The organism is Thalassobacillus hwangdonensis (genome assembly GCF_042675915.1).
Classification (GTDB): domain Bacteria; phylum Bacillota; class Bacilli; order Bacillales; family Halobacillaceae; genus Thalassobacillus_A; species Thalassobacillus_A hwangdonensis.
On sequence record NZ_JBHTKL010000002.1, the window covers coordinates 38,042 to 59,535 of the forward strand.

A 21,494-nucleotide genomic window follows, 5' to 3' on the forward strand; every position below is an offset into this window, starting at 1 on the left:
GGTTACCTGTGACAGCCTTTTTGTTTAAAGTTTTATTTCCAGCCAACTTCGTTCATGATTTTGATGGCTTTTTCGTTGTTTTCACCAAGCTTCGTCAGGTTGATGTCCTGCGCTTTGAATTCTCCCCAGGATTGTAGCAATTCAGATGCAGCTACATCAGGGTTGGCAGGGTATTCATAGTTTGCTTCTGCGAATTGTTTCTGTGCTTCTTCCTGTGTAAGGAATTCCATAAACTTGATCGCACTTTCTTTATTCTTGCTGCTTGCTGTCAACGCAATTCCGCTAATGTTCACGTGTGCACCAGTAGTGTCCTGGTTAGGGAAGATGACACCAAGCTGTTCAGCTACTTTCACTTCTTCTTCGTCTTCAGAGTTCATCATTTTTCCAAGGTAATACGTGTTCATGACAGCAACGTCACCTTCACCAGCAGCAATTGCTTTCGCCTGGTCACGGTCTCCACCTTTTGGTTCGCGAGCCATATTGTCAACGATTCCTTGTGCCCATTCCTTCGCTGCATCTTCACCTTCAAGCTCAATCATTGAAGCGAGCAGGGACTGGTTATAAATGTTAGAAGAAGAACGGATCAATACTTTTTCTTTCCATTCGTCGTTTGTAAGATCCTGGTATGTCTTGATGTCTTCCGGGTTTACCGTTTCTTTGTTATAAGCGATGATTCGTGCACGTTTCGTCAGACCGAACCACTGGTCCTCTGTGTCACGCAAGTTTTCAGGGATGTTGCCTTTCAGTTCTTCGCTGTCGACTGCCTGTAACAAGTCTTTACTTTTTGCACGGTGAAGACGTCCTGCATCAGCAGTAATGAACAGGTCCGCTTCAGAAGCTTTTCCTTCACGCTCAAGACGAGCAATCAATTCATCATCTTTACCTTCGATAACGTTGACTTTGATTCCAGTTTCCTCTTGGAACTTCTCATATAGTTCCTGGTCAGCCTCGTAATGGCGTCCAGTGTAAAGGTTGATTTCTTCACTTGTTTTTTCATCTTCTGCATTGGAGTCGGAGCCTTCTTCATTCTGGCTCTCTTCACCATTTACACACGCAGCAAGTGCGAATAGGGATAGCACCATGATGATGCTGAATAAGAACAGTTTGTTTTTCTTCATCTTGTCCACCTCTTATTATGTAATTTAATTGATAATGATTTTCATTCCCACAACCTATTTTACTGAAAATGATTCTCAAGTCAAGGGTAATTGAAAAGTTTTCTCAATAACTAGTATTTGTTTGATTCAATCCTTTTATGTGGGGGAATGTATTCTCTAGAAATGTACTGGAAAAAATTGTTGCTTAAACTTACACTCGGGTGTAAAATTACACTAATGCTTATATTTACATAAAAAGGGGGCGGGGAGGATGAAGGAAAGAGAAAAAGTCTTCCGGTCAGAGTTATGGAAGCTTTGGCAGAAAGGGTTTATCAGTGAACGTGACTATGAATCTTTTTCCGAAAAATACGATGCTTATATCAAACATATGAATGAGGAACAACTGCAAGCTTCGATGGAGACTGCAGAGGTTAAAGTGGAGGAAGAGAAGCCTGCGCCAATTCCGAAAAATCCGGTACCTGCACCGAAACCGAAGAAGGTGAAAACCCAAGAGCAGGTCAGAGAACGGAACATCACCTGGTCATTGATTCTAGGAGTCGTTCTGTTGTTGATCAGTGGTCTAGTTGTGGCAACAACCAATTGGGATCAGATGGGTGCAGGGTTGAAAGTAATCTCGATCTCCTTCATTTCCATCTTCTTCTTAGGTCTTAGTGTGATTAGCAGTAAGTTCCTTAAAATCGAAAAGACTGCGTTTGCCTTTTTGACATTAGGTAGTTTGTTGATTCCTGTAGTAGTGCTGGCTATCGGTTATTTCGAGTTACTTGGTTCCTATCTATCTATATTCGGGGAGGGAAGGGAGCTGCTCGGGTTGATTGGTACCCTGCTCCCATTACCGCTATACGTAAGGAATGGCCATAGGCATCAATCCAGGCTTTTCATCTGGATTTCATATCTATTCCTATCATTTTCTGTGGGATTCGGAATTGCAGCCCTGGAAGTTTCAGTTGATGTTTTCTACCTGGGTATCATGATTTTCAATGGCCTGTTGCTATACGGATATCATCGGTTCAATCAAAACGAGCGTTGGAAACTGTTCATGAAGGAATTGCCTATATTTGCTCAGTTAAACTTGATTGTATCGACGATGCTGATGTTGTTTTTGTTCAAAAGTGAAGTCTTTTACAGCTTCAATGTCCTGCTGACAGCGGTTATCTATATGGCGATGGTGTTTGTCTATGATCGGAAGGAATACCAGTTTGTCTTCTCTGCGTTATTTGCCTACGGCGCCTATCAACTGACTGAACATTCGTTTCTGCAACAAGTAGACCTAGTTGTTTACGCAATCATAGGTACTGCATTCCTTGGGTTTGCAGTCGCTTCCGGAAAGCATGACTACATCCGTCGCATGTTCCGGTATATTAGTGCAGTGATTTCGTTTGCTGCATTTCTGTATATTACTTATCAAGGAATTCTGCTTCGAACAGAGACGGACCAGTCCCTGTTGTTGTTGATTGCCTACCTTGTCATTGCATTGAACTATACTTATCTTGCATATGTGACAAATCATCTACTGTTTGCCTATCTGTCTCCATTCTTCCTGTTCGTTTCCGGATTTGAAGTATGGAGTTTGATAGAGAGTCGCTATACAGATTGGGTCAATCCGGAAGTATTCTTATTCTTCTTTGCTGTCGGGGTATTTTTCCTGTTGGGACTAGCGAACAGACATAAATATCTGCAGGCCATCCGTACGAGCAGCTATTATCTATCCATAGGGGTAATGGCGCTTACCGTGTTATATGCGCTGTCGATCTTTGCTTACTTGGAAACAGCTTTGATGCTGGCTGTCGTAGCTCTTCTGGCGATTGTGGTTGGGAAGAAGCGGACAGCAGAGACGAAGATTGCAGGTTGGGTCCATCCCGTCTCACTTGGATTTTCTTTGTTTCTGATTTACCCAGAGTTAGCGGATGCGTCTTTCTTCTATGAACATAACTTGAATGTACCTTTCCACCTTAGTTTGACGGGTCTCCTCATCCTTGGCACTAGTCTTCTATGGAGAAAAATGAACGTACAGCCATTTGAAGAAGCTGCATTTTTTACCGGTCAGGGGTTTTATTTGTTTGGGCTGTTGGCAATGGCGAATGTATTCATTGATATCAATCACGACTTCGTAAGACCATTGCTGCTTCTGATTGGAATAGGGATTTCTGTGTGGCTGGTGTTAAGGACGAAGCTCCATGGCTTATGGATGTATGTAACAACTGTAGTGTTCTTTTTCTATGGATCCTTGGTTATCCCGTTACCATTAAATACACTGAATGGTGTGCTGCTTTATTATGGGTTTGCACCGATCGCTTTCCTGCTGGTGGATCATTATGCGGGTAGGTGGAGGGAGGATCTGAAGCCTTACTTTTTCTGGTTCGGGCAAGGGGTTCAGCTTCTGTTGATTCCTGTGTTCCTATTGAGCTATGCCTCGCCCGATCCAGTTCATCCATTCATCTTCCTGTTAGCATTAGTCATCTATGTGTATAGTGCACTCATAAAACAGAAGGAGTGGCAGGTTCGAAGCTTGATGTATGTCGGGATGTCAGTCATCCCTCTGTTCCTTGCATTGCTTCTCGATTATTATCAATGGCTGGAAAATATGCCGGACGCATACATCTGGATGATTGCCAGTGGAATTTTCGCTTGCATCCTTGTAACAGTGCCCCGTTTGTGGAAGAAAAGGGTGCTTGATTATACGATTCCATTTTCGATTTTCGGACTTTGGATGGTTGTCACTGAATGGACATTGATTTCAGTATGGGAAATCATTCCGATGACCGTCTATGCAGCATTCACGCTCTATCTGCTTCATAAGCGAGGCTGGTCTTATCTGGCGATTCTTCCACTGGCAGCTACGATTGCGATGTGGGAGCAGGTGGACGTCCGCTTGTCAGACATGACGCTGTTGGTGGTTGAAACCATCAGCTTTCTGGTCCTGCTAGTACTGGGGCGCTACTTATTCAAAGCATTTGCGAGATGGGATAAAAATGAACACTATATCGATTGGTACACCATTACCGCTTTCCTTTATGTACTGCAGGTTGGGGAAACGATCGGTTCCGACCCAGTCGTCTGGCTGGAGATCATTCCGTTTGTGATGGTGAGCATCGGTCTGTTCTATCAATTCGGCCGATTTGATCAAACGTTTGTTCAACCCGTGCTTGCTACGCTGGCCATGGTCAGTATCCTGCCAACGTATTACTTGATTTTCAATGAATATCAATCAGAAATACCTGAGCTGATCCATGCAGAGCTGATTGCTTTGCCGTTGATGGCCCTTGTCGTTCTGTTAAGTCTGAAGACATGGTCGAACTATAAAAAAGTGATGCAGTATGTACAATTGACTGTCCTGTTGCTGGTTACGATCTACCTGGTCGTCGACGCAATCCAGAGTCAAACGATCTGGGATGCAGTCATCATCGGGGGTTTATCGCTGGTATCGATTTTGGCAGGTATGCAATTCAGAATCAAATCCTACTTCTTTGTCGGTACAGGTGTGCTGATCTTCAATGTCATGTACCAGACCAAGCCATATTGGGGGAACCTGCCGTGGTGGAGCTACCTCCTTATAGCCGGATCCACCCTGATTGCCGTTGCAAGTTACAATGAGTGGCAGAAACAAAAGGGTGACAGCAATAAAGGGAAATTGGAGGCCAAGTTCAAGCGGCTGATCCTATCCTTTAAAGAGTGGGACTAAAGTGAGCTGAATCTCGTGCAGAATCCTCTGGGTTCGCACGGGATTTTTTCGTTTTCGGTCAGAAACTGCATCGAATCGGTCATAATTTCAGTGTTTCGGTCAAAAAAGTGAAAAGTCGGTCAAAATCTCAGATTTTCGGTCATAAATGAATCGGTAACCGAAGCACGTCCTAATCGATCAACCGCCATCACCAAATTCATAGCCTGTCCTCCCGCATCATAGAATAGAATAATCCAGCAATGAGGGAATGGTTGATGTGCGATTGATTCAAGAATTCCGGCAGTTTGCCATTCGCGGCAATGCCGCAGAGATGGGGATTGGGATTGTTTTAGGGGCAGCATTCAGCGGCCTGATTGATTCACTCGTAACCGACATCCTGCTGCCGCCTGTCGGGCTGCTTTTAGCAAAAATGAATTTTACTGATCTCTTCATTTCGCTTAATGGAGTAGCTTACAGCTCTTTGAATGAGGCGAAGGAAGCGGGTGCAGCAACGATTAACTATGGACTTTTCATAAGTACAAGCATTCGCTTCATTTTCATTTTATTCGCGGTTTTCCTCGTTGTCCGTCAAATGAATCGCTGGAAAAAGCCGCATCAGCGCCCAATTGATTCGATGACGAGGAAGGAGTGTCCGTTCTGTTGTACGCCGATTCCTTCAAAGGCGATCATCTGCCCGAACTGCGGGTCCGAGCTGAAGGAAATTAGCGATGGTAAACCGCAGGAGAAACGTGTTTCGAAGTTCCGTGTGAAGATCAAATAGGCTCCCGTTAGATTATGCCTTCGTAAATCGGGGAATACGAAGGGAAAGAAACGGAGGGCTTAATGATGAGCGATGAAAACAAACATACAAGCAACGAATCAGACGAGGAAACGAACCAGAATAAAGAGGAAGAACATCACCCCGGAAGACAGTTCTATATACCCTCTCAAATCGTCAAAGACTTCGGAGAAAAAGGCAAGGATCACCTGAAGAAGCCTTTCCGTGCGCAACTATTGTTAGCACTGACTGCAGGGTCTTTCATGACTTTCGGTGCTGCATTTTCCATCCTGCTTGCTATAGGGGTAGAAGCGAAAGGATTGTATTATCTGTTATCCGGGATGGGGTTTGCGGCAGGTTATGCGATGGTATTCATTTCGGGTTCAGTATTATTTACGGAAATAAATGTACTCTTACCTACTTATCTTTTCAATGTCACTGGTCTCATGCAAAAGCCCATCCTTAAATTCTGGGCGTCGGCATACATCGGAAACATCCTTGGTGCGTTGTTCGTGGCAGTCCTGATCCAATTATCAGGGTCGCTATCAACCCCTTTTTATACCGAGTTATCTGTGTACCTCGAACATAAAATGAAATTCATGGACCATGGAGTTAAGGGCTGGTTCGAAGTCCTCGTCTCGGGTATTCTTGCCAACTGGCTGATCGGGATGGCAGCATTCCTAACTACTGCCGCCAGAGATATCACTGGTAAGATTCTCGGAACCGCACTGCCGGTCATCTTATTTGTAGCAGGAAACTTCCAGCACAGTGCAGCGAATATGGGTTACTTCAGCCTTGGTGTACTGTCGAAATCAGAATATACGTGGTATGAATTCATCCTCTTCAATCTGATTCCAGCCAGTATCGGGAACATCATTGGTGGAGCAATTCTTGTATCCCTGCTGTTCTCCTACGCTTATAAAGAGGACATCCAGTCCGCTTTGAGTTTAAAAAAATGAATGAAAGCTGAGACGCCTCCGGTGTTTCAGCTTTTTTTAATTTTTCGACGGAGGTGGTGTTTCATTTATCACCGACTAATGTAAAATAGAGGTAAAGGGTAAAACAAATTACCTAAGAGGGGTTCCTATGAAAAATATCTGCTATATGATGTTCATCTTCCTTTTTGTACTTACTGCCTGTAATAATGAAGAGGAGACCCGTTTTGCACAGCATCATGCCTCATCAGATGTTTCGATATCGGAAAAAGAACAAATCATCACGAAGCAGAGAATCACACTTTCTGCAATTGGTGACATGCTGATTCATGACGGAGTCTACCACGATGCTCAGACTGCAAATGGTTATGATTTCAAACCGATGCTTGAACTTGTGAAGCCATACCTTGAGGAAACGACGTTATCGATTGCCAATCAGGAAACGATGATTGGAGGAGCGGAGATCGGATTATCCTCCTACCCTTCATTCAATAGTCCATATGAAGTCGGTGATGCATTGAAGGATGCCGGAGTCGATATCGTTTCAATCGCGAATAACCATACCTTGGACCGCGGGGAGAAAGCAATCCAGAATGCGATTGCACATTGGAATGCCATTGATATGGTGTACACAGGTGCCTACCAAAGTGACCAGGACAGTGAACAACTGCGGATTGTCGAGAAAGAAGGGATGCGTGTCGCTTTCCTAAGCTATACATACGGCACGAATGGAATTCCTGTTCCGGCCGGGAAGGACTACTTGGTCAATTTGATTGATCCCGTCAAAATGAAAGCAGATATTGCAGAAGCAGAAGAGCAAGCGGATGTAACCGTCGTGAGCATGCATTTTGGAGCGGAATACCAGCGGCTACCCAATGAATCACAGAAAGAGCTGGCTCAGGTGATTGCCGATGCTGGTGGAGATGTAGTGATCGGGCATCATCCTCATGTACTGCAGCCGATGGAAATGCTGAAAGGTAAAAATGGAAACGAAACGTTCGTCGTCTACTCGTTGGGGAATTTCCTATCTTCTCAGAATGAACTGTACCGACGGCTCGGAGGCATCCTGCAAATTGAGATAGAGAAGGTATCCGGACCTGTCGATGAAGTGGTGTCCATAAAGAATCCGAAGTTCATTCCTACATTTGTATATTATGAAAGACACCGTAATTATAAGGTGGTTCCGATGCACCAGCTTGAACCTGGAATGCTAGCGAATGGAGAAAAGCTTCACGAGGAAATCAAACAGCATATGTCCCAGTGGATGCCGGAACTTAAATTTCCATAAACAGAAGGTACGCCTCAACTGGCGTACCTTCTTATGTTGTCACGATTACTTTTATTCCTGATGGATCGGTTAATGTGATGGATTGATCGAGTTGTTCGAATGTGATGGCGTTATGCTTCACTCGCTCAATTGTCGTATTAAATGACTGGAGATCAGGGAGCTTTATAGTAAAGTGTTTCAGGCCGATGGAGCTTTCCTGTTTATAAGCAACATGCCTTCCCCAAACATTCATCGCTATGTGGTGGTGATAACCGCCAGCAGAAACAAACAGCGCATTTCCTCCAAGAGTGAACATCTTATCAAATCCTAATCCATCTACATAAAACTTTTCCGTATCGTCGATGCTGCTTACATGCAGGTGGACGTGACCGATAATAGTGTCCGTCGGGAGTCCGCTCCACACTTTGTCTTCGCTGAGTTTCAGCAGTCCTTCCACATCTAATCGGGAAGTTGTGGCTGTCAGTTGGCCGGAAGCATCCTTTTGCCACAGATGTTTCGGACGATCAGCATAGATTTCAATTCCATTACCTTCCGGGTCCTGCAGGTAGATGGCTTCACTGAACCCATGGTCGGATGCACCCTGAAGTGGGTAATTGTTTTTGATCAAATGCCTTAAAGATAGCGATAGGCTGACTCTGTCAGGGACGAGAATAGCGAAATGGTACAAGCCTGCTGATTGGGCTCGAGAGGCATCCTTTGCTTTCGTTTGTTCCAAGGTAAGCAGTGGAGAAGTGCCATCCACTGCGAAGGAAACACGGTCTTGTTTCTCTTCCAATACTTCAAACCCGATCAGTGACCGATAAAAATCCGCGGTGCCGTGCAGATCCTCCACTAACAGATGAACAGAATCGATTGTTGTTTTAGGATGAATCGTCGTTTTCATCAATGTCTTACCTCCTTAAAAGATCAAAGCATCAACGGAATAGGTACCTGCACCAGTCAAAGCGATTCCTAACGCAATGATCGCAATCAATACGTTGTATTCATATCCGCCTTCAGTCGCCCAGTACCCATTTGGTCCATGAACTTTCATGATGGCAACAATCATTGTAAGGATGATCAGGAGTGCAGCCAGCGGGGTAAGCAGACCAATTGCAAACAAAAGTCCTCCAATCAATTCACTCAAACCTGCCAGTAACGCCATCGTTTTACCAGGTTTGATTCCGATGGAAGTAAAGAATCCGCCTGTTCCTTCAATTCCATGCCCTCCGAACCATCCAAATAACTTCTGTGCACCATGTGCAGCAAATGTAATACCTAATACTATACGGATAAGTAAAAGTCCGATACTTGCTAAAAGTGTCATTGTCATTTCCTCCTTTTCTTGATGATAAAAATATATCAGGTTACTTTAAGTAAGTCAATGGTGTTTTTAATTTAAATTACAAAAAGTAACTTTAAGACATTTAAAAAAGCCCTGAGATCAGGGCACTTGTTCAATCGATTACTTTTCAACCCATTCATCCGCCCAGTGTTGCACTTCAGATAGGGCTGGTGTTATCGCTTTTCCTTTATCAGTAAGGGTGTATTCAATTCTCACAGGAGTTTCCGGATAGACACTCCGTTGTACCATCCCGTGTTCTTCTAATTCTTTCAACCGTTCTGTCAGCATTTTCTTGCTGATTTCCGGAATGTTATTCGCAATTTCATTGAAGCGTAATGGACCATTTTCCAGCACACGGATAATGATTCCCACCCAACGCTTACCAAGGAGTTGGAATGCCTTTTCGAATTTAGGGCAAAGGGATTGTGGAGACATGACAGTCACCTCCATCTAATAATACATTTATTATAGTACATTCAGCCGCTTACAAAAAGTAATTAAGTTTAAATCATATAGTAACAGCTATAAAATTATGGAAAATATGAAAAATTCTTTTCCACCTATTGCCCCCGAAACTTTACATATGTTACCTTACAGGAAATAGAGATATTGTGGTGGAAATAGCAAGATTAATTACGGTTTTCGACACACTACTTCATCCAGCTTCCTCCTGATATCTTTATTGAAGCCTGGTTAGGCAATTCCTATAAAATTTTAAGTTTTAACGTATGATGAGCGGGAATCGCCTAATACACTTTTTTAAAGGAGGGTGAGCTGCTGTGACGATCCTGTTCTCCAAAGGCCGTGAGTTGTTTGAGAAAGATTTTAAAAACCAGGCGTTTAACCAACAATCCGAATCAAAAATCAAACAACCGAAGAAAAAAAGCGGTAAAGTCATGTTTTTTGCTAACAAACGTAAGTAAGCCATTGTGAATCGTGTAGGCTAGGTCTTTGGGAAAAATGTAAGAAATGTCAGGATCAACGGAACATGGGAGCCAATACAGCAGATCATCATCATAGTAGTATGGATCAAATTCCTTTACTAGAGAGTTACGAACTGTACACCCCTATGTTTGCAGTTGACATTGCAAATGGAACGGAAAAATAATCAACCCCTCTGCTGTCATTCAGCGGAGGGGTTTCTTTGGTATCCAGGTTCTTTACGCTCAGCCTCTATTTTTCTTTACTGGAATCCAAATTTCACTTTTATAGTCGGGTGATGTGATGTCTTTGCCTTCCGTCCAAAGAATCTCCGGACCTTCGGCTTGCTCGTAATTGGAAGACGGGAACCATTCTGAATAAATCTTCCCCCAGGTTTCCTGAAGGGTATCTGGAAAAGGTCCGCTTGATTCGAAGACGGCCCATGTAAACGCTGAAACGTTCAATTGATCCAGATCATCGGGGCATTCCTTCGTGGTAGCTACTCCGATATAATGATCCAATTCTCCCTTTTCCTCCATTCGAGTTTCAGAAAAGTTGGTAGAAGCTTGAATCAACCCATGTGGTTCTATGTTAGAAAGGGCCTTTAACCTGTCAATTTTCTCACCTGATAATGACTTCCACATTTTCGTGATTTCTTCATTTTCTCCTTTGAAAACAATAGGAACTCGTTTCATTAAACCAGCAACCGTAAACGGGTGTTTTTCTTCGAGACGATAATTCATTTCGCTTCCTCCTTCGATAGTTAATTGGAAGCTCATTCTTGGATAAGCTTTAAGCGATTGGCCGGAATTCCTTGCCTGCGAAGGAGTAATACCATGCATTTGCTGGAAAGCTCTTGTAAAAGCATCCGGTGACTGGTATCCGTATTTTATGGCAACATCAATGATTTTCTCATTACCGTTACAAATCTCAAACGCTGCAAGGGTCAGCCGTCTGCGCCGGATATATTCAGATAGCGGAACTCCAGCCAGAAAAGAAAACATCCGTTTAAAGTGATATTCTGAACATAAAGCGCGGCTGGCAATCTCCTCATAATCAATCTCACCTGCAAGGTTTTCCTCTATATAATTGATAGCATCATTCATGTGTTTAAGCGAATCCAATGGATGAACCTCCTTTAATTAAAGAATAGCAGTGAAGGGAAGATATAACCCGACAATCAATGCTAGATATTGCAGGGTCTTCTATACTAAAGGATAGCATCTCTAAAAATAATCCTAAGTGAAATAAAGTATTGACCCTTACGTTACGTCATAGTCTAAGCTAAGAATTGAGGTGATGGAAATGTACAAAATCAAGGAAGTCGCTGAGCTGGCTGGAGTAAGTGTGCGCACACTGCATCATTATGATCGAATTAGCTTGTTGAAGCCGGCAATCGTCGGTGTAAACGGGTATCGGTTCTATGATGATGCCAACCTGAGCAGGCTGCAGCAAATCTTATTCTATAAGGAAATGGGTTTCTCCCTGCAGGAAATCGGCGGCATACTGGATGATCCGACTTTCGATTTCAAGAAGGCACTGGAAAAGCACAAGGTGATTCTTGAAGCGAAAATGCATCGCCTCGAACGAATCATTCGCTCGGTTGATCAGACAATCGATGCGATGGAAGGAGGAACTACAATGTCCAAAGAAGAAAAACTGGAGCCATTCGATATGTCAGAAATCGAAGCGCATCAGAAGAAATATGCAGATGAAGTGAAGGAAAGATGGGGCCATACGGATCCTTACAAAGAATCGATGCAAAAGACCGCGTCTTATGATGCAGACGATTGGAAGCAGATCCAGGAAGACATGAATCAGCTTTACAAAGGTATTGCAGACCGTATGGATGAGGGGCCTGAAGATACTGAAGTTCAGCGTTTAGTCGGAGAATACCGAAACCATATCACAGGTAACTTCTACGAATGCACGCCTGAAATTTTCCGAGGCCTTGGCGACATGTATGTCAATGATCCTCGCTTCACGAAAAATATCGATAAAGTGAAGCCTGGATTAGCGGAATTTCTGCGTGATGCCATCCAAGTGTACTGTGATAATCTGGAACAAAGCAGGTGAGCCGACATGGCTCACCTCTTTTTTTAATAAAAGGAATTCAACCCACCAATCTAGAAAGGTAAGGATAGAGTGAATTGGAAGGAAGTGGATGGAAATAGGCGATATCATAAGCTTTGCAGTAATTGTGCTGATTGTTTATTTAGGTTTTTATTATGGGTTGAAACTGAAACTGGGCATTAAGGAAGAAATCCCTTATAAGCATGTGAACAAAAAACACAAATGGACCGAAATGATCGTAGTTTTTGGCGGAATTGCGGCTGTCATTACGGTGACGGTCATCGATCCTTATATGATCCACCCAACAAGATACCAATTTCTAATGGTAATCTTATTCATGTTTCGTGGCTGGATGGAATGGAAGCACAAAAGGGAAGCGAAGCGACATTATCTTAGTCTGTTAACTAGTTTGACTTTGATTATAGTTATAGTAGGCGTGGAAATTATAAGTCCTTGGTTATGAAACGTGCTCAGCCTTTACAGCTGAGCACTTATTTTCACCTTGGTTTGGCAATGATACCGTTATGGACTTTGATGTAGCCATGACGAAGGATGTCCAGTCCGTTCTCATACATATACAGCCCCATCTGTTCGACCGTCATCAATTCACGATAGGTGTGGTTCATGACATCTGCCATGATCTGATAGTAAAGCTTAGAGCGGACTTGACTGCGTGGAGTCGTCATAACGACATAGCCGCCATCTTTCAGGAATTTCCGGTGCCAGTCGACTACTTCGTGTTTGTATTCATCAGGGAAGTGCTCGAGCAATCCGACGGAAAGGACGATATCGAATTCCTTTCCATAGTCGAGGTTTCGGATGTCATCAACTACATATTCAATGTTAAAATCATTTTTGTAGTAGATCTTTTGGCTTCCGGTTGCCGGATTCTCTCCTAAAAATGGGTAGGAGTCTGGGAAATCTGCAAAACGGGTCGTCTTACAGTATTCATCATAATCAACCATGACGACTTCAGCCTCCGGGTACATTGCCGCAAGCTGCATTGCTTCATATCCCTCAGCAGCTCCGAGGAAGAGGATGCGCGGATGTTTCACATCCAACCCTTCAAAGAGCGCCCGCTTTCCTCTCGGGTCCCAGATTCCATCCTGCATGCGGTGGACATAATTCCACAACTGGATTTTAACGACATCTCCAAGTGCCTGTTTGACTTGAGATGGTTTGAATGAACGAATACTGCTGAAGAACTGCTTTTTTGCTTCCTGCATTTCTGCCGGGACGTCTTTCTGGAACCATTCATGAAACGCTTTATTGAAGAATGTCCAAGAAGTGTGAGGATCCATCTCTTTGGCGTGATTCTTTTCCCAAGTGATTCTGTCCTTGGAATAGGTCTTCACCTCATAGGGCTTCCGGACATCCTTCCATGTAAGCTGGGACCAGTCCTTTACCGTATTCATCGTCACGAACTTATTGTATTCCTTTTCCGAATAATGTCTTAAATCGATACGATACTGGTTGATCAGTTCCGTTTTTCCAATGTGTGATTCATCGAAAGGGGAGGCGTTTGGTTCAGAACGGATGGCTTCTTCCAACATGTACATTCCTCCTAAAGCTATCAGAATATTCAATAATATAAGTATAAGCCTGTTTGAAAATATTTACAAACAGGCTTTTATCATGAAATGAGGGCTTGGCCTATACAATGTAAAAAGAGAACGTATCACTTTCCTGTCCTCCTCTGAATAAACTGTATAGAGGTGATTGTATGGGTGATCTTATCCCATTTCCGAAGCGGCCTGATCCACCGAAACCGAAGATTCCACTGACATATGAGGAAAGTCTCGAACTTAGCAAGCTGGAAGAGCTCGTAAAGGATGTCGATAGTTTAAGAAAGCTGATCATTGCTAAAATCAAGGTGAATCGTTTCATCAAAAAAGTGCATAAACGACATCGTAATGAAGAAAACGGGAAACTTTATTGATCCGTTTTCTTTTTGTATTGGCAGGATTTACATATACCCTGTCCTCTTTCTTAGTTTTACTGACCAACTTGAAGGGAATAGCATAACCAACAGGTCAGCATACTAAGGGAAGAGGTGAATCTGATGAGAAAACTGATCAAATATATCCCTATCATATATCCGATTGTACGAAAGTTGATGAGAAGACGCGGACGAACACGCACATTTTAAACAAGCAGGCACGCCATTGACGGCGTGCCTTTTTTCATGGAGATTACCTTCTGAACCCTCGGACCATTGCGACAACGCCATGATAAAGAAGGACAAGAGAAAATACGATGACTGCCAGCACACCAATGATCAAGCCAAGCGGTTTCAGAGGTTCAAAGAATTCCGTATACGGGACACGAATCAGAGCGAAGCCGGCCAGGATGCACGCCAAGTAGAGCAATGGATAACGTTCCATTGTTATCACTCCCTTCTGTTCACTATATGATTCAAGCTTGGAGAATATTTTCATCATCGACTGACGGATTCTGGTTATGCTATGAACGAAGAAAATTATTCCACCATGGAGGTTTAACATCATGATGAAAAAAATGATTGTTGCAGCATTTACAATTGGAATGCTAGGGATAACTTTCCCTGTTACCATCAGTCACGCAGATCACCACACTACCGTCCACGGAGAGATGCATGAAAACAAGGCAGAGTTTCATGAACAGTTTAGGGACTTGGTGAAGCAAGGTTACACGAAGAAAGATATCGTTCGTGCCTTCCATATCGCCAAGAAGAGCGGAGAAGATGTGGAGGAGATTCTGAAGCATCATAAGGAAACTCAATCATGGGAGAAAACGGCAGAACACTATGGAGTTGACCTTGAAAAAATGAAGGAAGAGTACCGGGCGAAACGAGAAGCCTTCATTGAGGATCATAAAGATGCAATCATGAGTCAACTCTCTGAATACACTGGGAAGACAGAGAAAGAATTGAATGAATTGATCGAAAGTGGAGTCCCCATTTCATTTCTTGTAAAAGCTTCGATCGTCTCCAAAGTTGCAGAAACCGATTTTGACAAGCTGGTGGCTGCAAAACGAAAGGGAAAATCTTTTAAGGAAATGACAGAAGATCTGAACATCGATCAGGAAGCACTTCATAAGGAAATGAAGGAATTCATGAAAGAAGTTAAAGGTGAAGAGTGAAGGGAACAGGTCGGGAATCCGGCCTGTTTTCATTTCCGTCAGAAGATGTGCTTCAAGCGTAGCAATTACTGGAATATATCCGAGTGATTTAGTATGCTTTTGTCAAAGAACTTGAAGTAGGGGGAGAGCTGGACGATGGTGGATGTGTACACTTCATTTATTGAAAACGAACGTCAGAAGGAATTATTCGAAAAAGCAGTGCGTCTAGCCGAACAGGCAAAGAAGCATGCACCGCAGTCTGACCGTGACGCACGGTTTTCAGTGGAAGTACTGAAAGAGTTGAAGAAAGAGCACTATTTTTCTTTACCATTACCTGAAAAGCTCGGCGGAGAGGACTTGTCTTTATATGAATTTTTATTATTACAGGAGCGACTAGCGGTTGGGGACGGTTCGGTAGCGTTGTCTGTTGGGTGGCACCTCGGGATTCTGATGGAGCTTAGGGATGAGAAGTTATGGGAAGAGGAGAAGTTCAAGCAAATAAGCGAAGAGATCAGTAAGCATCAGGTGGTCATGAATCGTGCTGCTTCTGAACCTGCAACAGGAAGCCCGACAAGAGGTGGAAAACCGGAAACGAATGCAAAGAAAGATGGAGATGGCTATGTACTGAATGGGCGTAAAACGTTTACTTCTATGGCGGATGCATTGGATTATTTCATCGTGACCGCTTCGATTGAAGCAGAGGATCAGGTCGGTTGGTTCTTGATTCATAAGGATACACCTGGATTAACTGTTGACCATACGTGGGATACGCTCGGTATGCGAGGGACAGCAAGTGATGACCTTATTTTGAACAATGTTCATGTAAACGCTGATAACCTGGTGGAACTGGCTGGTAAGAAGAAGTCTCAGCCAAAAGGTTGGCTGCTCCATATCCCGGCTTGTTATCTGGGGATTGCCATCGCCGCACGGAACGATGCGATTGCTTTCGCCAAGGACTTTCAGCCGAACAGTCTGGATCACCCGATTTCTGAAGTACCCCATATCCAACAGAAGATAGGGGAAATGGAAATGAAGCTGATGCATGCGCGTACATTCATGTATGCGGTAGCGGAAAAGTGGGATCGTGCTCCTGAGCGGAGAAATGAATTGGAGGCAGAACTGGCTGTCGTCAAAACGGTAGCCACGAATGCAGCGAACGAAGTGGTTGATCTTGCAATGAGGATCGCAGGTGGCAGAGGACTATCGAAAACGTATCCGTTTGAAAAGTATTGTCGCGATGTTCGTGCCGGCTTGCATAACCCGCCGATGGACGATGCTGTTCTGGGGATGTTGGCTAAAAGAGCGACGAAGTAAGGAAGAAGCACTCATTGCTTCTTCCTTTTGAATATCAGCTCATAAAAACTGGGCATCCCATAGGATTTTATTCCCGGAGCGAAAACCTGCACGAGCTCCCAGCCTTCTTTTTCATGGTCGTAAACGATCTGATGGTAGTCCTGTTCAGGTTTGAGCTTGAATTTGGATAAGGCTACTTTCACGAATTTATGTTCATACATATGTATACCCCCCTTTTCTCTATTATCGGTTGGAAGATTCCAATGCGTAAGACCCGAACCTATGTACTTGCCTGTGTTAGAATGGAAGCAAATATACTAAAGGGGTATGGAGAATGAATTTTCTGGCGCTTGACTTCGAAACAGCTAATTCCTCCCGTGGGAGCGTGTGCTCGATCGGGATTGTCGAATATGAAAATGGTCAGCTGAAAAATGAATATTACCGACTGGTAAAACCGAAGCGGAATTATTTTTCTTCGTTCAACATAAATGTGCACGGAATTACACCGGAAGATGTTGCAGATGCTCCTGAATTCGATGAATTATGGGAGTCGGACATCAAAAAGATGCTTGAGGGCAGGCTTGTAGTCGCGCATAATGCCCAGTTCGATATGGGCGTCCTGCGTGCTGTTCTGGACCAGTACGGTATGTCCTACCCGATGCTTGCTTACAATTGCACCGTCAATATCTCCAAAAAGACGTGGCATCTGCCTAGCTACAACTTGAAGACAGTTGCCAATCATATCGGTTTCCGGTTTTCCCATCACCACGCGCTTGAAGATGCGAAGGCATCTGCGGAAATTCTGATGAACGCCAAACATGCACTGGCTGCTTCAGATGAAAAAGACTTGATCGAAAAGACTGGAACGACCAATGGTATGATGTTCGATTCCGGCTACGAGCCAGCCCGTTTGAATAAACGGAAACCAGCCCGTAAACCACATGCGAGCGTGTATGTAGCCGCTTCGAAGGATTTTGATCGCAGTCATCCGTTCTATGGGACCTCCGTGGTGTTTTCAGGAAAGCTCGAGAAGATGAAGCGAGAGGATGCCATTCAGCGTGTCGTAGATGTTGGAGCGAATTGGACACCGACAATTGAGTCCACTACGAATTATGTAGTCGTCGGGACAAAAGCGTACGAAGCCTATCAAAAAGGTGAAAAGAGCAGCAAACTGGAACGGGCAGAAATATTGATGAGCCAAGGCTATCCAATCGAAATCATCGATGAAACAGCTTTCTGGCAGAAATTATGACGAGAACAGGCGGATCACTCATTCAGTGAATCCGCCTGTTTTGTTTGCACAATGGCGATCAGTGTTGCGCCAGCGGCCTGGATCCAGCTTCCTAAAAACCCGAGCGTTTGCCCGAGTTCCGGGTCATTCGGACTTCTGGATGCACCAATCGCCTGCATGGAATTTCCGATCACCTGCATCAAGTTTCCTGTATTGATCAATGATTGGGCCTGCGTAATTGTTCCATCGAATCCGTCTGCAAGAACAACTCCTCCACCTAATGCCTGCAGCAGATTTCCTTTAATTGTGAACGGCCTGCGTTCTCTTTCGCTATCGGTTAACAGTAAGCCATAGATGACCGTAGAATTCCCTATCGCCTGTGTGCCATTTCCGATGTCCTCAAGAACAGATCCTCCATCAACTGCTAAGCCACTCCCGGTTGCCTGCAGCACGTTCCCTGCGAGTGAAAGGTTATCCTGATCCTGAGTGGTGATACGCCTGGATGGAGTACTGCTGACAGCAGCCACGATTGTTCCGATCGCCTCTACCCAAGCTGCGGTCAAACCTGTCAATTGCTGATCCATTGTCGACCTCTCATTTCGCCCTTTTTATTATGTGTATGCAACAGGGATTAAATCGCTATTTTTAACTATAAAAGATATATTTTTATCGAAAAACGATAAAAATGTGTTGACTAGCATGAAAATATTGGTATGATGAAAGTATCAAATGACAAGGGGATAGAAAAATGGCTAAAAAGAAGTTGACCAAGTTTTTCTCAGTTGGCAGTAAGGTTTTGTTTTATTTCTTTCTAGTAAGTGGATTGCTTGTGACGGTACTTGAAGCGATCACGATCTTTAATCCGAAAGGGAAGGTTGCAGAAGGACTGGGAGGTTTCGAACCAATCTACGGGACGTTCAATCTGACCTTCGACAAGGAACCGGCATTATACGACGAGCAGTCTTTCCAGTTACTTTCATTGGCTGACACGGTAGTTCTGTTTGCTTTTGTTACACTGTTGTTCTTATTGCTCCATAAGTTACTGAAAAATGTACACGAGGAACAAGTCTTCATGTATGAAAATGTTTCCCTCCTTTTCAAATTGGGACTGCTTGTACTTGTAATCGGATCAGTCAGCACATTGCTTGGAGAAATTTTGAGTGCAAGAGCATTGGAACAGCTGACAGTTACAAATGCAGATCTGAGCTATACACCATTTGCTTTTGCTGATTTCATCATCACGGGCATCGTCCTGATCGTCATCAGTGTGACGTTGAAGAAGGCGGTACACGCAGTGAAAGAGAATGAAGAGACGATATGATCAAAGTCAATTTAGATGTGATGATGGCTAAACGCAGGATTTCGTTGAACGATTTGTCAGAGAAAGTGGAGGTCACACCGGCCAATCTATCCAAGCTTAAGAATGAAAAAGGAAAGGCGATCCGGTTCTCTACACTTGATGCTTTGTGTAAAGCTTTGGATTGTCAGCCTGGAGATTTGTTAGAATATGTAGAGGAGAGCTGATCTCTTACTATATCGATAGAAGAAGGAGTGGCAAGCATGTCCGTAATCGATTCGATTTTGGAACACAATAAGAAATTCGTTGAAGAGCGTGGTTTCGAAGCTTATGAGACCACTAAATTTCCCGATAAGAAACTCGTAATTCTAACTTGCATGGATACTCGTTTGATTGAATTGCTGCCAAAAGCGATGAATATTTCCAACGGTGACGCGAAAGTCGTAAAAAACGCAGGCGCTATTCTGACCGACCCATTTGACAGTGTCATGCGCAGCATTATCGTTGCACTCTACGAACTTCAGGCGGATGAAGTAGCAGTCGTCGGACATTATGGCTGCGGCATGACTGGAATGAACGCAACTCCAGTTGTGGAAAAAGCATTGGATCAAGGCATGGAAAAGTCCACGCTTGAGTCGCTGGAATATGCCGGGGTAGATGTGGAGAAATGGCTGAAAGGCTTTGATGACGTGGAAGTAAGTGTCAAGAACAGTGTCGACCTGATCCGCCGCCATCCATTTTTACCAAAAGGAACGCCCGTACACGGTCTCGTCATCTCTCCTGAAACAGGGGAACTGACCGTAGTTGATAAAGCTGAATGAAGTTCTGACTGCCGAATGGTTTGGTAGTGCATCTTACTTAATAACATAAGACCAGTAAGCAAAGTCCAATTCGGAAAATGAATTGGGCTTTTTTTTAGATGATTTGTCGGAAATAAATGGTAGAATTTATATAACGTGAAAGGAGAGTGTTACAAATGAGCCAAGATTGTTTTATATGTAATAAACATCAAGGAACAATTAAAACTGCAGGAACAACAATCTATGAGGATGATTTCGTATATGTTGGTCACATTGACAGAAATGGAAAGCCGAACTATTTAGGGCACGTCATGATTGATTTGAAACGTCATGCTCCAACCCTGGGCGATATGACGGTAGAAGAATCAAAAGCATTTGGTCTCATTATGTCTAGAGTAAGTAAGGCTCTAATGGCATCGGAAGGGGCAGAACATATCTATTCGCTTGTCTCCGGAAATTCCGTTCCACATCTCCATATGCACTTAGTAGCCCGTTATCCGAACACCCCGGAAGCGTATTGGGGACCGATGGAAGTGTATGATTGGGAAGATGCTCCTATGGGTGGGGACGAAGAGGTGAACAATCTCTGCCTACGTATCAAAGCGCATTTAGAGAACAGTTGATTTGACGAAATCGAGTGGTGAGTTCAACTGGGTAGGGAGTCAAAACAACTTCGTAGACAACATAAACATAGGTGATTTGAAGTACATATCAATTGGCCGCTTTGGTGGTAACTCCACTGCAGGTCAGTACAAAAATGAAGATGGCTGTCTGGTCTGGGTGAGTGAAAAGGAAGATTGGGAGTTTGCTGTGATACTGGATGCTCACAATTCAGATGAAAGTGCAAGGTTGGTTGTAGAGCAGTTCGTGCTGAAAAAAAAGGAAATACAACACTTGCTATCGCTACCTTACGATCAGGCTTTAAAGAGGCTTGAACAAGAGATGTTGGATTTATTTCAGGAAGAGGCATTTATGGACAAATGTCGAAACGCTCAAGGTGAAACAGCCTGCCTCGTGCTTTTCAGGAAAGATAAATATATCTGGTGGTTTTCGGTGGGAGATTGCCTATCTTATCTTTTCCATTCAGATTTAGCCAAACTTGGTCAGTACCAGATTAACCAAAGACAGTTTTATGAATGGGTTGGACAAGTTAATACTTTCGAAAAAGCGGTACCTTGTTACAGTAAAGGAGTTAGAGAGCTTAGAAAAGGAATGAACCGCATATTAATGACGACAGATGGATTGATTGAGTGTCCCAATGAACCTTTTTCTTCTCCAAAGGTGATTTATCATGTAATGAAGAATGGATCGATTAAAAATAGTCTGATGACTTTATTTCAGACGGTTAAAGAAAACAATGTTCGAGACAGTACAACGATCATTTCCTGGGATGTAACTATAACAGAAGATGTCACTATACCAAGTGATCAGTAACGATGAACAGAACTACTCAGCTTACGAGTGGTTCTGTTTTTTTGTTTAATGTCGGCTTTAATCAGTAAAACTGGATGTTCAATCAGTAAATGGAAAGTTTTGATTAGAAAAGCCACACTTTTAACTAGTAAAGCGCAGGTTTTAATCAATAAATCACTCACTTTAATCAATAAGCGCAAACTCCCAACTCTACGACTTTAGTCTGAATCCCATCTCCTCCCTTTTTTCGAGCCAAACCTCACGCT

At 43.5% G+C, this 21,494-nt stretch carries 25 protein-coding genes; 16 read left to right on the forward strand and 9 right to left on the reverse strand.

Features of this window, described 5'->3' with window-relative positions; all coding sequences use genetic code 11:
* Positions 1-32: 32 nt before the first annotated feature.
* Positions 33-1,118, reverse strand: coding sequence for a Fe(3+) ABC transporter substrate-binding protein (locus ACFQ2J_RS08050; RefSeq protein WP_386058502.1), 1,086 nt, complete (start codon positions 1,116-1,118; stop codon positions 33-35).
* 250 nt (positions 1,119-1,368) lie between these two features.
* Here ACFQ2J_RS08050 and ACFQ2J_RS08055 point away from each other — a divergent pair, with 250 nt between their 5' ends.
* The 4 genes from ACFQ2J_RS08055 (at position 1,369) to ACFQ2J_RS08070 (ending at position 7,777) form a co-directional block, all read left to right on the forward strand.
* The gene (locus ACFQ2J_RS08055; RefSeq protein WP_386058505.1) at positions 1,369-4,797 is read left to right on the forward strand and encodes a hypothetical protein; all 3,429 of its coding nucleotides are present in this window, start codon (positions 1,369-1,371) and stop codon (positions 4,795-4,797) included.
* 256 nt (positions 4,798-5,053) lie between these two features.
* Positions 5,054-5,557, forward strand: coding sequence for a large conductance mechanosensitive channel protein MscL (gene mscL, locus ACFQ2J_RS08060; protein ID WP_386058507.1), 504 nt, complete (start codon positions 5,054-5,056; stop codon positions 5,555-5,557).
* 65 nt (positions 5,558-5,622) lie between these two features.
* Positions 5,623-6,513, forward strand: coding sequence for a formate/nitrite transporter family protein (locus ACFQ2J_RS08065; RefSeq protein ID WP_386058510.1), 891 nt, complete (start codon positions 5,623-5,625; stop codon positions 6,511-6,513).
* Positions 6,514-6,640: 127 nt separating this feature from the next.
* Entirely contained in the window at positions 6,641-7,777 is a 1,137-nt protein-coding gene (locus ACFQ2J_RS08070; RefSeq protein ID WP_386058513.1) for a CapA family protein, read from the forward strand.
* A 31-nt stretch (positions 7,778-7,808) separates the two neighbouring features.
* Here the strand turns inward: ACFQ2J_RS08070 and ACFQ2J_RS08075 are convergent, their stop codons facing one another.
* The 3 genes from ACFQ2J_RS08075 to ACFQ2J_RS08085 all read right to left on the reverse strand — a co-directional run bounded on the left by ACFQ2J_RS08075 (position 7,809) and on the right by ACFQ2J_RS08085 (position 9,536).
* Positions 7,809-8,660 (reverse strand): VOC family protein, encoded by an 852-nt coding sequence (locus ACFQ2J_RS08075; protein ID WP_386058515.1) that lies wholly within the window; start codon positions 8,658-8,660, stop codon positions 7,809-7,811.
* 15 nt (positions 8,661-8,675) lie between these two features.
* Positions 8,676-9,083 carry a DoxX family protein gene (locus ACFQ2J_RS08080; protein WP_386058518.1) on the reverse strand — a complete coding sequence of 136 codons (408 nt, stop codon included), beginning with the start codon at positions 9,081-9,083 and terminating at the stop codon, positions 8,676-8,678.
* 138 nt (positions 9,084-9,221) lie between these two features.
* Positions 9,222-9,536 carry a winged helix-turn-helix transcriptional regulator gene (locus tag ACFQ2J_RS08085; protein WP_386058521.1) on the reverse strand — a complete coding sequence of 105 codons (315 nt, stop codon included), beginning with the start codon at positions 9,534-9,536 and terminating at the stop codon, positions 9,222-9,224.
* 344 nt (positions 9,537-9,880) lie between these two features.
* On the opposite strand from ACFQ2J_RS08085, the gene ACFQ2J_RS08090 reads away from it, so the two are divergent.
* Positions 9,881-10,024, forward strand: a complete 144-nt coding sequence (locus ACFQ2J_RS08090) for a hypothetical protein (RefSeq protein ID WP_386058523.1) — start codon at positions 9,881-9,883, stop codon at positions 10,022-10,024.
* Between the two features lie 243 nt (positions 10,025-10,267).
* On the opposite strand, the gene ACFQ2J_RS08095 is transcribed toward ACFQ2J_RS08090, so the two are convergent.
* The gene (locus ACFQ2J_RS08095) at positions 10,268-11,146 is read right to left on the reverse strand and encodes an AraC family transcriptional regulator (RefSeq protein ID WP_386058526.1); all 879 of its coding nucleotides are present in this window, start codon (positions 11,144-11,146) and stop codon (positions 10,268-10,270) included.
* A 181-nt stretch (positions 11,147-11,327) separates the two neighbouring features.
* Between ACFQ2J_RS08095 and ACFQ2J_RS08100 the strand changes: the two genes are divergently transcribed.
* Together ACFQ2J_RS08100 and ACFQ2J_RS08105 are read left to right on the forward strand one after the other, a co-directional pair.
* Positions 11,328-12,098 carry a MerR family transcriptional regulator gene (locus tag ACFQ2J_RS08100; protein ID WP_386058529.1) on the forward strand — a complete coding sequence of 257 codons (771 nt, stop codon included), beginning with the start codon at positions 11,328-11,330 and terminating at the stop codon, positions 12,096-12,098.
* 88 nt (positions 12,099-12,186) lie between these two features.
* Positions 12,187-12,558: a DUF4181 domain-containing protein gene (locus ACFQ2J_RS08105; protein ID WP_386058532.1), complete on the forward strand. Its 372-nt coding sequence runs from the start codon at positions 12,187-12,189 to the stop codon at positions 12,556-12,558.
* 34 nt (positions 12,559-12,592) lie between these two features.
* On the opposite strand, the gene ACFQ2J_RS08110 is transcribed toward ACFQ2J_RS08105, so the two are convergent.
* The gene (locus ACFQ2J_RS08110; protein WP_386058535.1) at positions 12,593-13,648 is read right to left on the reverse strand and encodes a class I SAM-dependent methyltransferase; all 1,056 of its coding nucleotides are present in this window, start codon (positions 13,646-13,648) and stop codon (positions 12,593-12,595) included.
* Positions 13,649-13,818: 170 nt separating this feature from the next.
* On the opposite strand from ACFQ2J_RS08110, the gene ACFQ2J_RS08115 reads away from it, so the two are divergent.
* The gene (locus ACFQ2J_RS08115) at positions 13,819-14,034 is read left to right on the forward strand and encodes a hypothetical protein (protein WP_386058538.1); all 216 of its coding nucleotides are present in this window, start codon (positions 13,819-13,821) and stop codon (positions 14,032-14,034) included.
* Positions 14,035-14,287: 253 nt separating this feature from the next.
* Here ACFQ2J_RS08115 and ACFQ2J_RS08120 read toward each other — a convergent pair whose 3' ends face one another.
* Entirely contained in the window at positions 14,288-14,479 is a 192-nt protein-coding gene (locus ACFQ2J_RS08120; protein WP_386058541.1) for a hypothetical protein, read from the reverse strand.
* 121 nt (positions 14,480-14,600) lie between these two features.
* Here ACFQ2J_RS08120 and ACFQ2J_RS08125 point away from each other — a divergent pair, with 121 nt between their 5' ends.
* Both ACFQ2J_RS08125 and ACFQ2J_RS08130 read left to right on the forward strand, forming a co-directional pair.
* Positions 14,601-15,215: a hypothetical protein gene (locus ACFQ2J_RS08125; protein ID WP_386058544.1), complete on the forward strand. Its 615-nt coding sequence runs from the start codon at positions 14,601-14,603 to the stop codon at positions 15,213-15,215.
* Between the two features lie 135 nt (positions 15,216-15,350).
* Positions 15,351-16,508: an acyl-CoA dehydrogenase family protein gene (locus tag ACFQ2J_RS08130; RefSeq protein ID WP_386058547.1), complete on the forward strand. Its 1,158-nt coding sequence runs from the start codon at positions 15,351-15,353 to the stop codon at positions 16,506-16,508.
* Positions 16,509-16,519: 11 nt separating this feature from the next.
* On the opposite strand, the gene ACFQ2J_RS08135 is transcribed toward ACFQ2J_RS08130, so the two are convergent.
* Complete coding sequence (locus ACFQ2J_RS08135; protein ID WP_386058550.1) at positions 16,520-16,708, reverse strand: DUF4177 domain-containing protein; 189 nt, start codon at positions 16,706-16,708, stop codon at positions 16,520-16,522.
* A 113-nt stretch (positions 16,709-16,821) separates the two neighbouring features.
* On the opposite strand from ACFQ2J_RS08135, the gene ACFQ2J_RS08140 reads away from it, so the two are divergent.
* Positions 16,822-17,739, forward strand: coding sequence for an exonuclease domain-containing protein (locus ACFQ2J_RS08140; protein WP_386058553.1), 918 nt, complete (start codon positions 16,822-16,824; stop codon positions 17,737-17,739).
* Positions 17,740-17,753: 14 nt separating this feature from the next.
* Here the strand turns inward: ACFQ2J_RS08140 and ACFQ2J_RS08145 are convergent, their stop codons facing one another.
* On the reverse strand, positions 17,754-18,302 hold the full coding sequence (locus tag ACFQ2J_RS08145) for a DUF6944 family repetitive protein (RefSeq protein WP_386058556.1): 549 nt from the start codon (positions 18,300-18,302) through the stop codon (positions 17,754-17,756).
* A 164-nt stretch (positions 18,303-18,466) separates the two neighbouring features.
* Here ACFQ2J_RS08145 and ACFQ2J_RS08150 point away from each other — a divergent pair, with 164 nt between their 5' ends.
* The 5 genes from ACFQ2J_RS08150 (at position 18,467) to ACFQ2J_RS08170 (ending at position 21,249) form a co-directional block, all read left to right on the forward strand.
* Positions 18,467-19,039, forward strand: coding sequence for a DUF2975 domain-containing protein (locus ACFQ2J_RS08150; RefSeq protein ID WP_386058558.1), 573 nt, complete (start codon positions 18,467-18,469; stop codon positions 19,037-19,039).
* Positions 19,036-19,242 carry a helix-turn-helix domain-containing protein gene (locus tag ACFQ2J_RS08155; protein WP_386058560.1) on the forward strand — a complete coding sequence of 69 codons (207 nt, stop codon included), beginning with the start codon at positions 19,036-19,038 and terminating at the stop codon, positions 19,240-19,242. Before ACFQ2J_RS08150 ends, ACFQ2J_RS08155 begins: the two co-directional genes overlap by 4 nt.
* Before the next feature lie 36 nt (positions 19,243-19,278).
* Positions 19,279-19,836 (forward strand): beta-class carbonic anhydrase, encoded by a 558-nt coding sequence (locus ACFQ2J_RS08160; RefSeq protein ID WP_386058563.1) that lies wholly within the window; start codon positions 19,279-19,281, stop codon positions 19,834-19,836.
* 155 nt (positions 19,837-19,991) lie between these two features.
* Complete coding sequence (locus tag ACFQ2J_RS08165; RefSeq protein ID WP_386058566.1) at positions 19,992-20,438, forward strand: HIT family protein; 447 nt, start codon at positions 19,992-19,994, stop codon at positions 20,436-20,438.
* 1 nt (position 20,439) lies between these two features.
* Positions 20,440-21,249, forward strand: a complete 810-nt coding sequence (locus ACFQ2J_RS08170; protein ID WP_386058568.1) for a protein phosphatase 2C domain-containing protein — start codon at positions 20,440-20,442, stop codon at positions 21,247-21,249.
* Positions 21,250-21,494: the final 245 nt, after the last annotated feature.

Excerpts from the sequence above, each read along its gene's own strand:
- ACFQ2J_RS08050 (WP_386058502.1), bottom strand. The coding sequence starts at position 1,118 with ATGAAGAAAAACAAACTGTTCTTATTCAGCATCATCATGGTGCTATCC.
- ACFQ2J_RS08055 (WP_386058505.1), top strand. The coding sequence starts at position 1,369 with ATGAAGGAAAGAGAAAAAGTCTTCCGGTCAGAGTTATGGAAGCTTTGG.
- ACFQ2J_RS08065 (WP_386058510.1), top strand. The coding sequence starts at position 5,623 with ATGAGCGATGAAAACAAACATACAAGCAACGAATCAGACGAGGAAACG.
- ACFQ2J_RS08070 (WP_386058513.1), top strand. The coding sequence starts at position 6,641 with ATGAAAAATATCTGCTATATGATGTTCATCTTCCTTTTTGTACTTACT.
- ACFQ2J_RS08075 (WP_386058515.1), bottom strand. The coding sequence starts at position 8,660 with ATGAAAACGACGATTCATCCTAAAACAACAATCGATTCTGTTCATCTG.
- ACFQ2J_RS08080 (WP_386058518.1), bottom strand. The coding sequence starts at position 9,083 with ATGACACTTTTAGCAAGTATCGGACTTTTACTTATCCGTATAGTATTA.
- ACFQ2J_RS08085 (WP_386058521.1), bottom strand. The coding sequence starts at position 9,536 with ATGTCTCCACAATCCCTTTGCCCTAAATTCGAAAAGGCATTCCAACTC.
- ACFQ2J_RS08100 (WP_386058529.1), top strand. The coding sequence starts at position 11,328 with ATGTACAAAATCAAGGAAGTCGCTGAGCTGGCTGGAGTAAGTGTGCGC.
- ACFQ2J_RS08105 (WP_386058532.1), top strand. The coding sequence starts at position 12,187 with ATGGAAATAGGCGATATCATAAGCTTTGCAGTAATTGTGCTGATTGTT.
- ACFQ2J_RS08110 (WP_386058535.1), bottom strand. The coding sequence starts at position 13,648 with ATGTTGGAAGAAGCCATCCGTTCTGAACCAAACGCCTCCCCTTTCGAT.
- ACFQ2J_RS08115 (WP_386058538.1), top strand. The coding sequence starts at position 13,819 with ATGGGTGATCTTATCCCATTTCCGAAGCGGCCTGATCCACCGAAACCG.
- ACFQ2J_RS08120 (WP_386058541.1), bottom strand. The coding sequence starts at position 14,479 with ATGGAACGTTATCCATTGCTCTACTTGGCGTGCATCCTGGCCGGCTTC.
- ACFQ2J_RS08125 (WP_386058544.1), top strand. The coding sequence starts at position 14,601 with ATGATGAAAAAAATGATTGTTGCAGCATTTACAATTGGAATGCTAGGG.
- ACFQ2J_RS08130 (WP_386058547.1), top strand. The coding sequence starts at position 15,351 with ATGGTGGATGTGTACACTTCATTTATTGAAAACGAACGTCAGAAGGAA.
- ACFQ2J_RS08135 (WP_386058550.1), bottom strand. The coding sequence starts at position 16,708 with ATGTATGAACATAAATTCGTGAAAGTAGCCTTATCCAAATTCAAGCTC.
- ACFQ2J_RS08140 (WP_386058553.1), top strand. The coding sequence starts at position 16,822 with ATGAATTTTCTGGCGCTTGACTTCGAAACAGCTAATTCCTCCCGTGGG.
- ACFQ2J_RS08145 (WP_386058556.1), bottom strand. The coding sequence starts at position 18,302 with ATGGATCAGCAATTGACAGGTTTGACCGCAGCTTGGGTAGAGGCGATC.
- ACFQ2J_RS08150 (WP_386058558.1), top strand. The coding sequence starts at position 18,467 with ATGGCTAAAAAGAAGTTGACCAAGTTTTTCTCAGTTGGCAGTAAGGTT.
- ACFQ2J_RS08155 (WP_386058560.1), top strand. The coding sequence starts at position 19,036 with ATGATCAAAGTCAATTTAGATGTGATGATGGCTAAACGCAGGATTTCG.
- ACFQ2J_RS08160 (WP_386058563.1), top strand. The coding sequence starts at position 19,279 with ATGTCCGTAATCGATTCGATTTTGGAACACAATAAGAAATTCGTTGAA.
- ACFQ2J_RS08165 (WP_386058566.1), top strand. The coding sequence starts at position 19,992 with ATGAGCCAAGATTGTTTTATATGTAATAAACATCAAGGAACAATTAAA.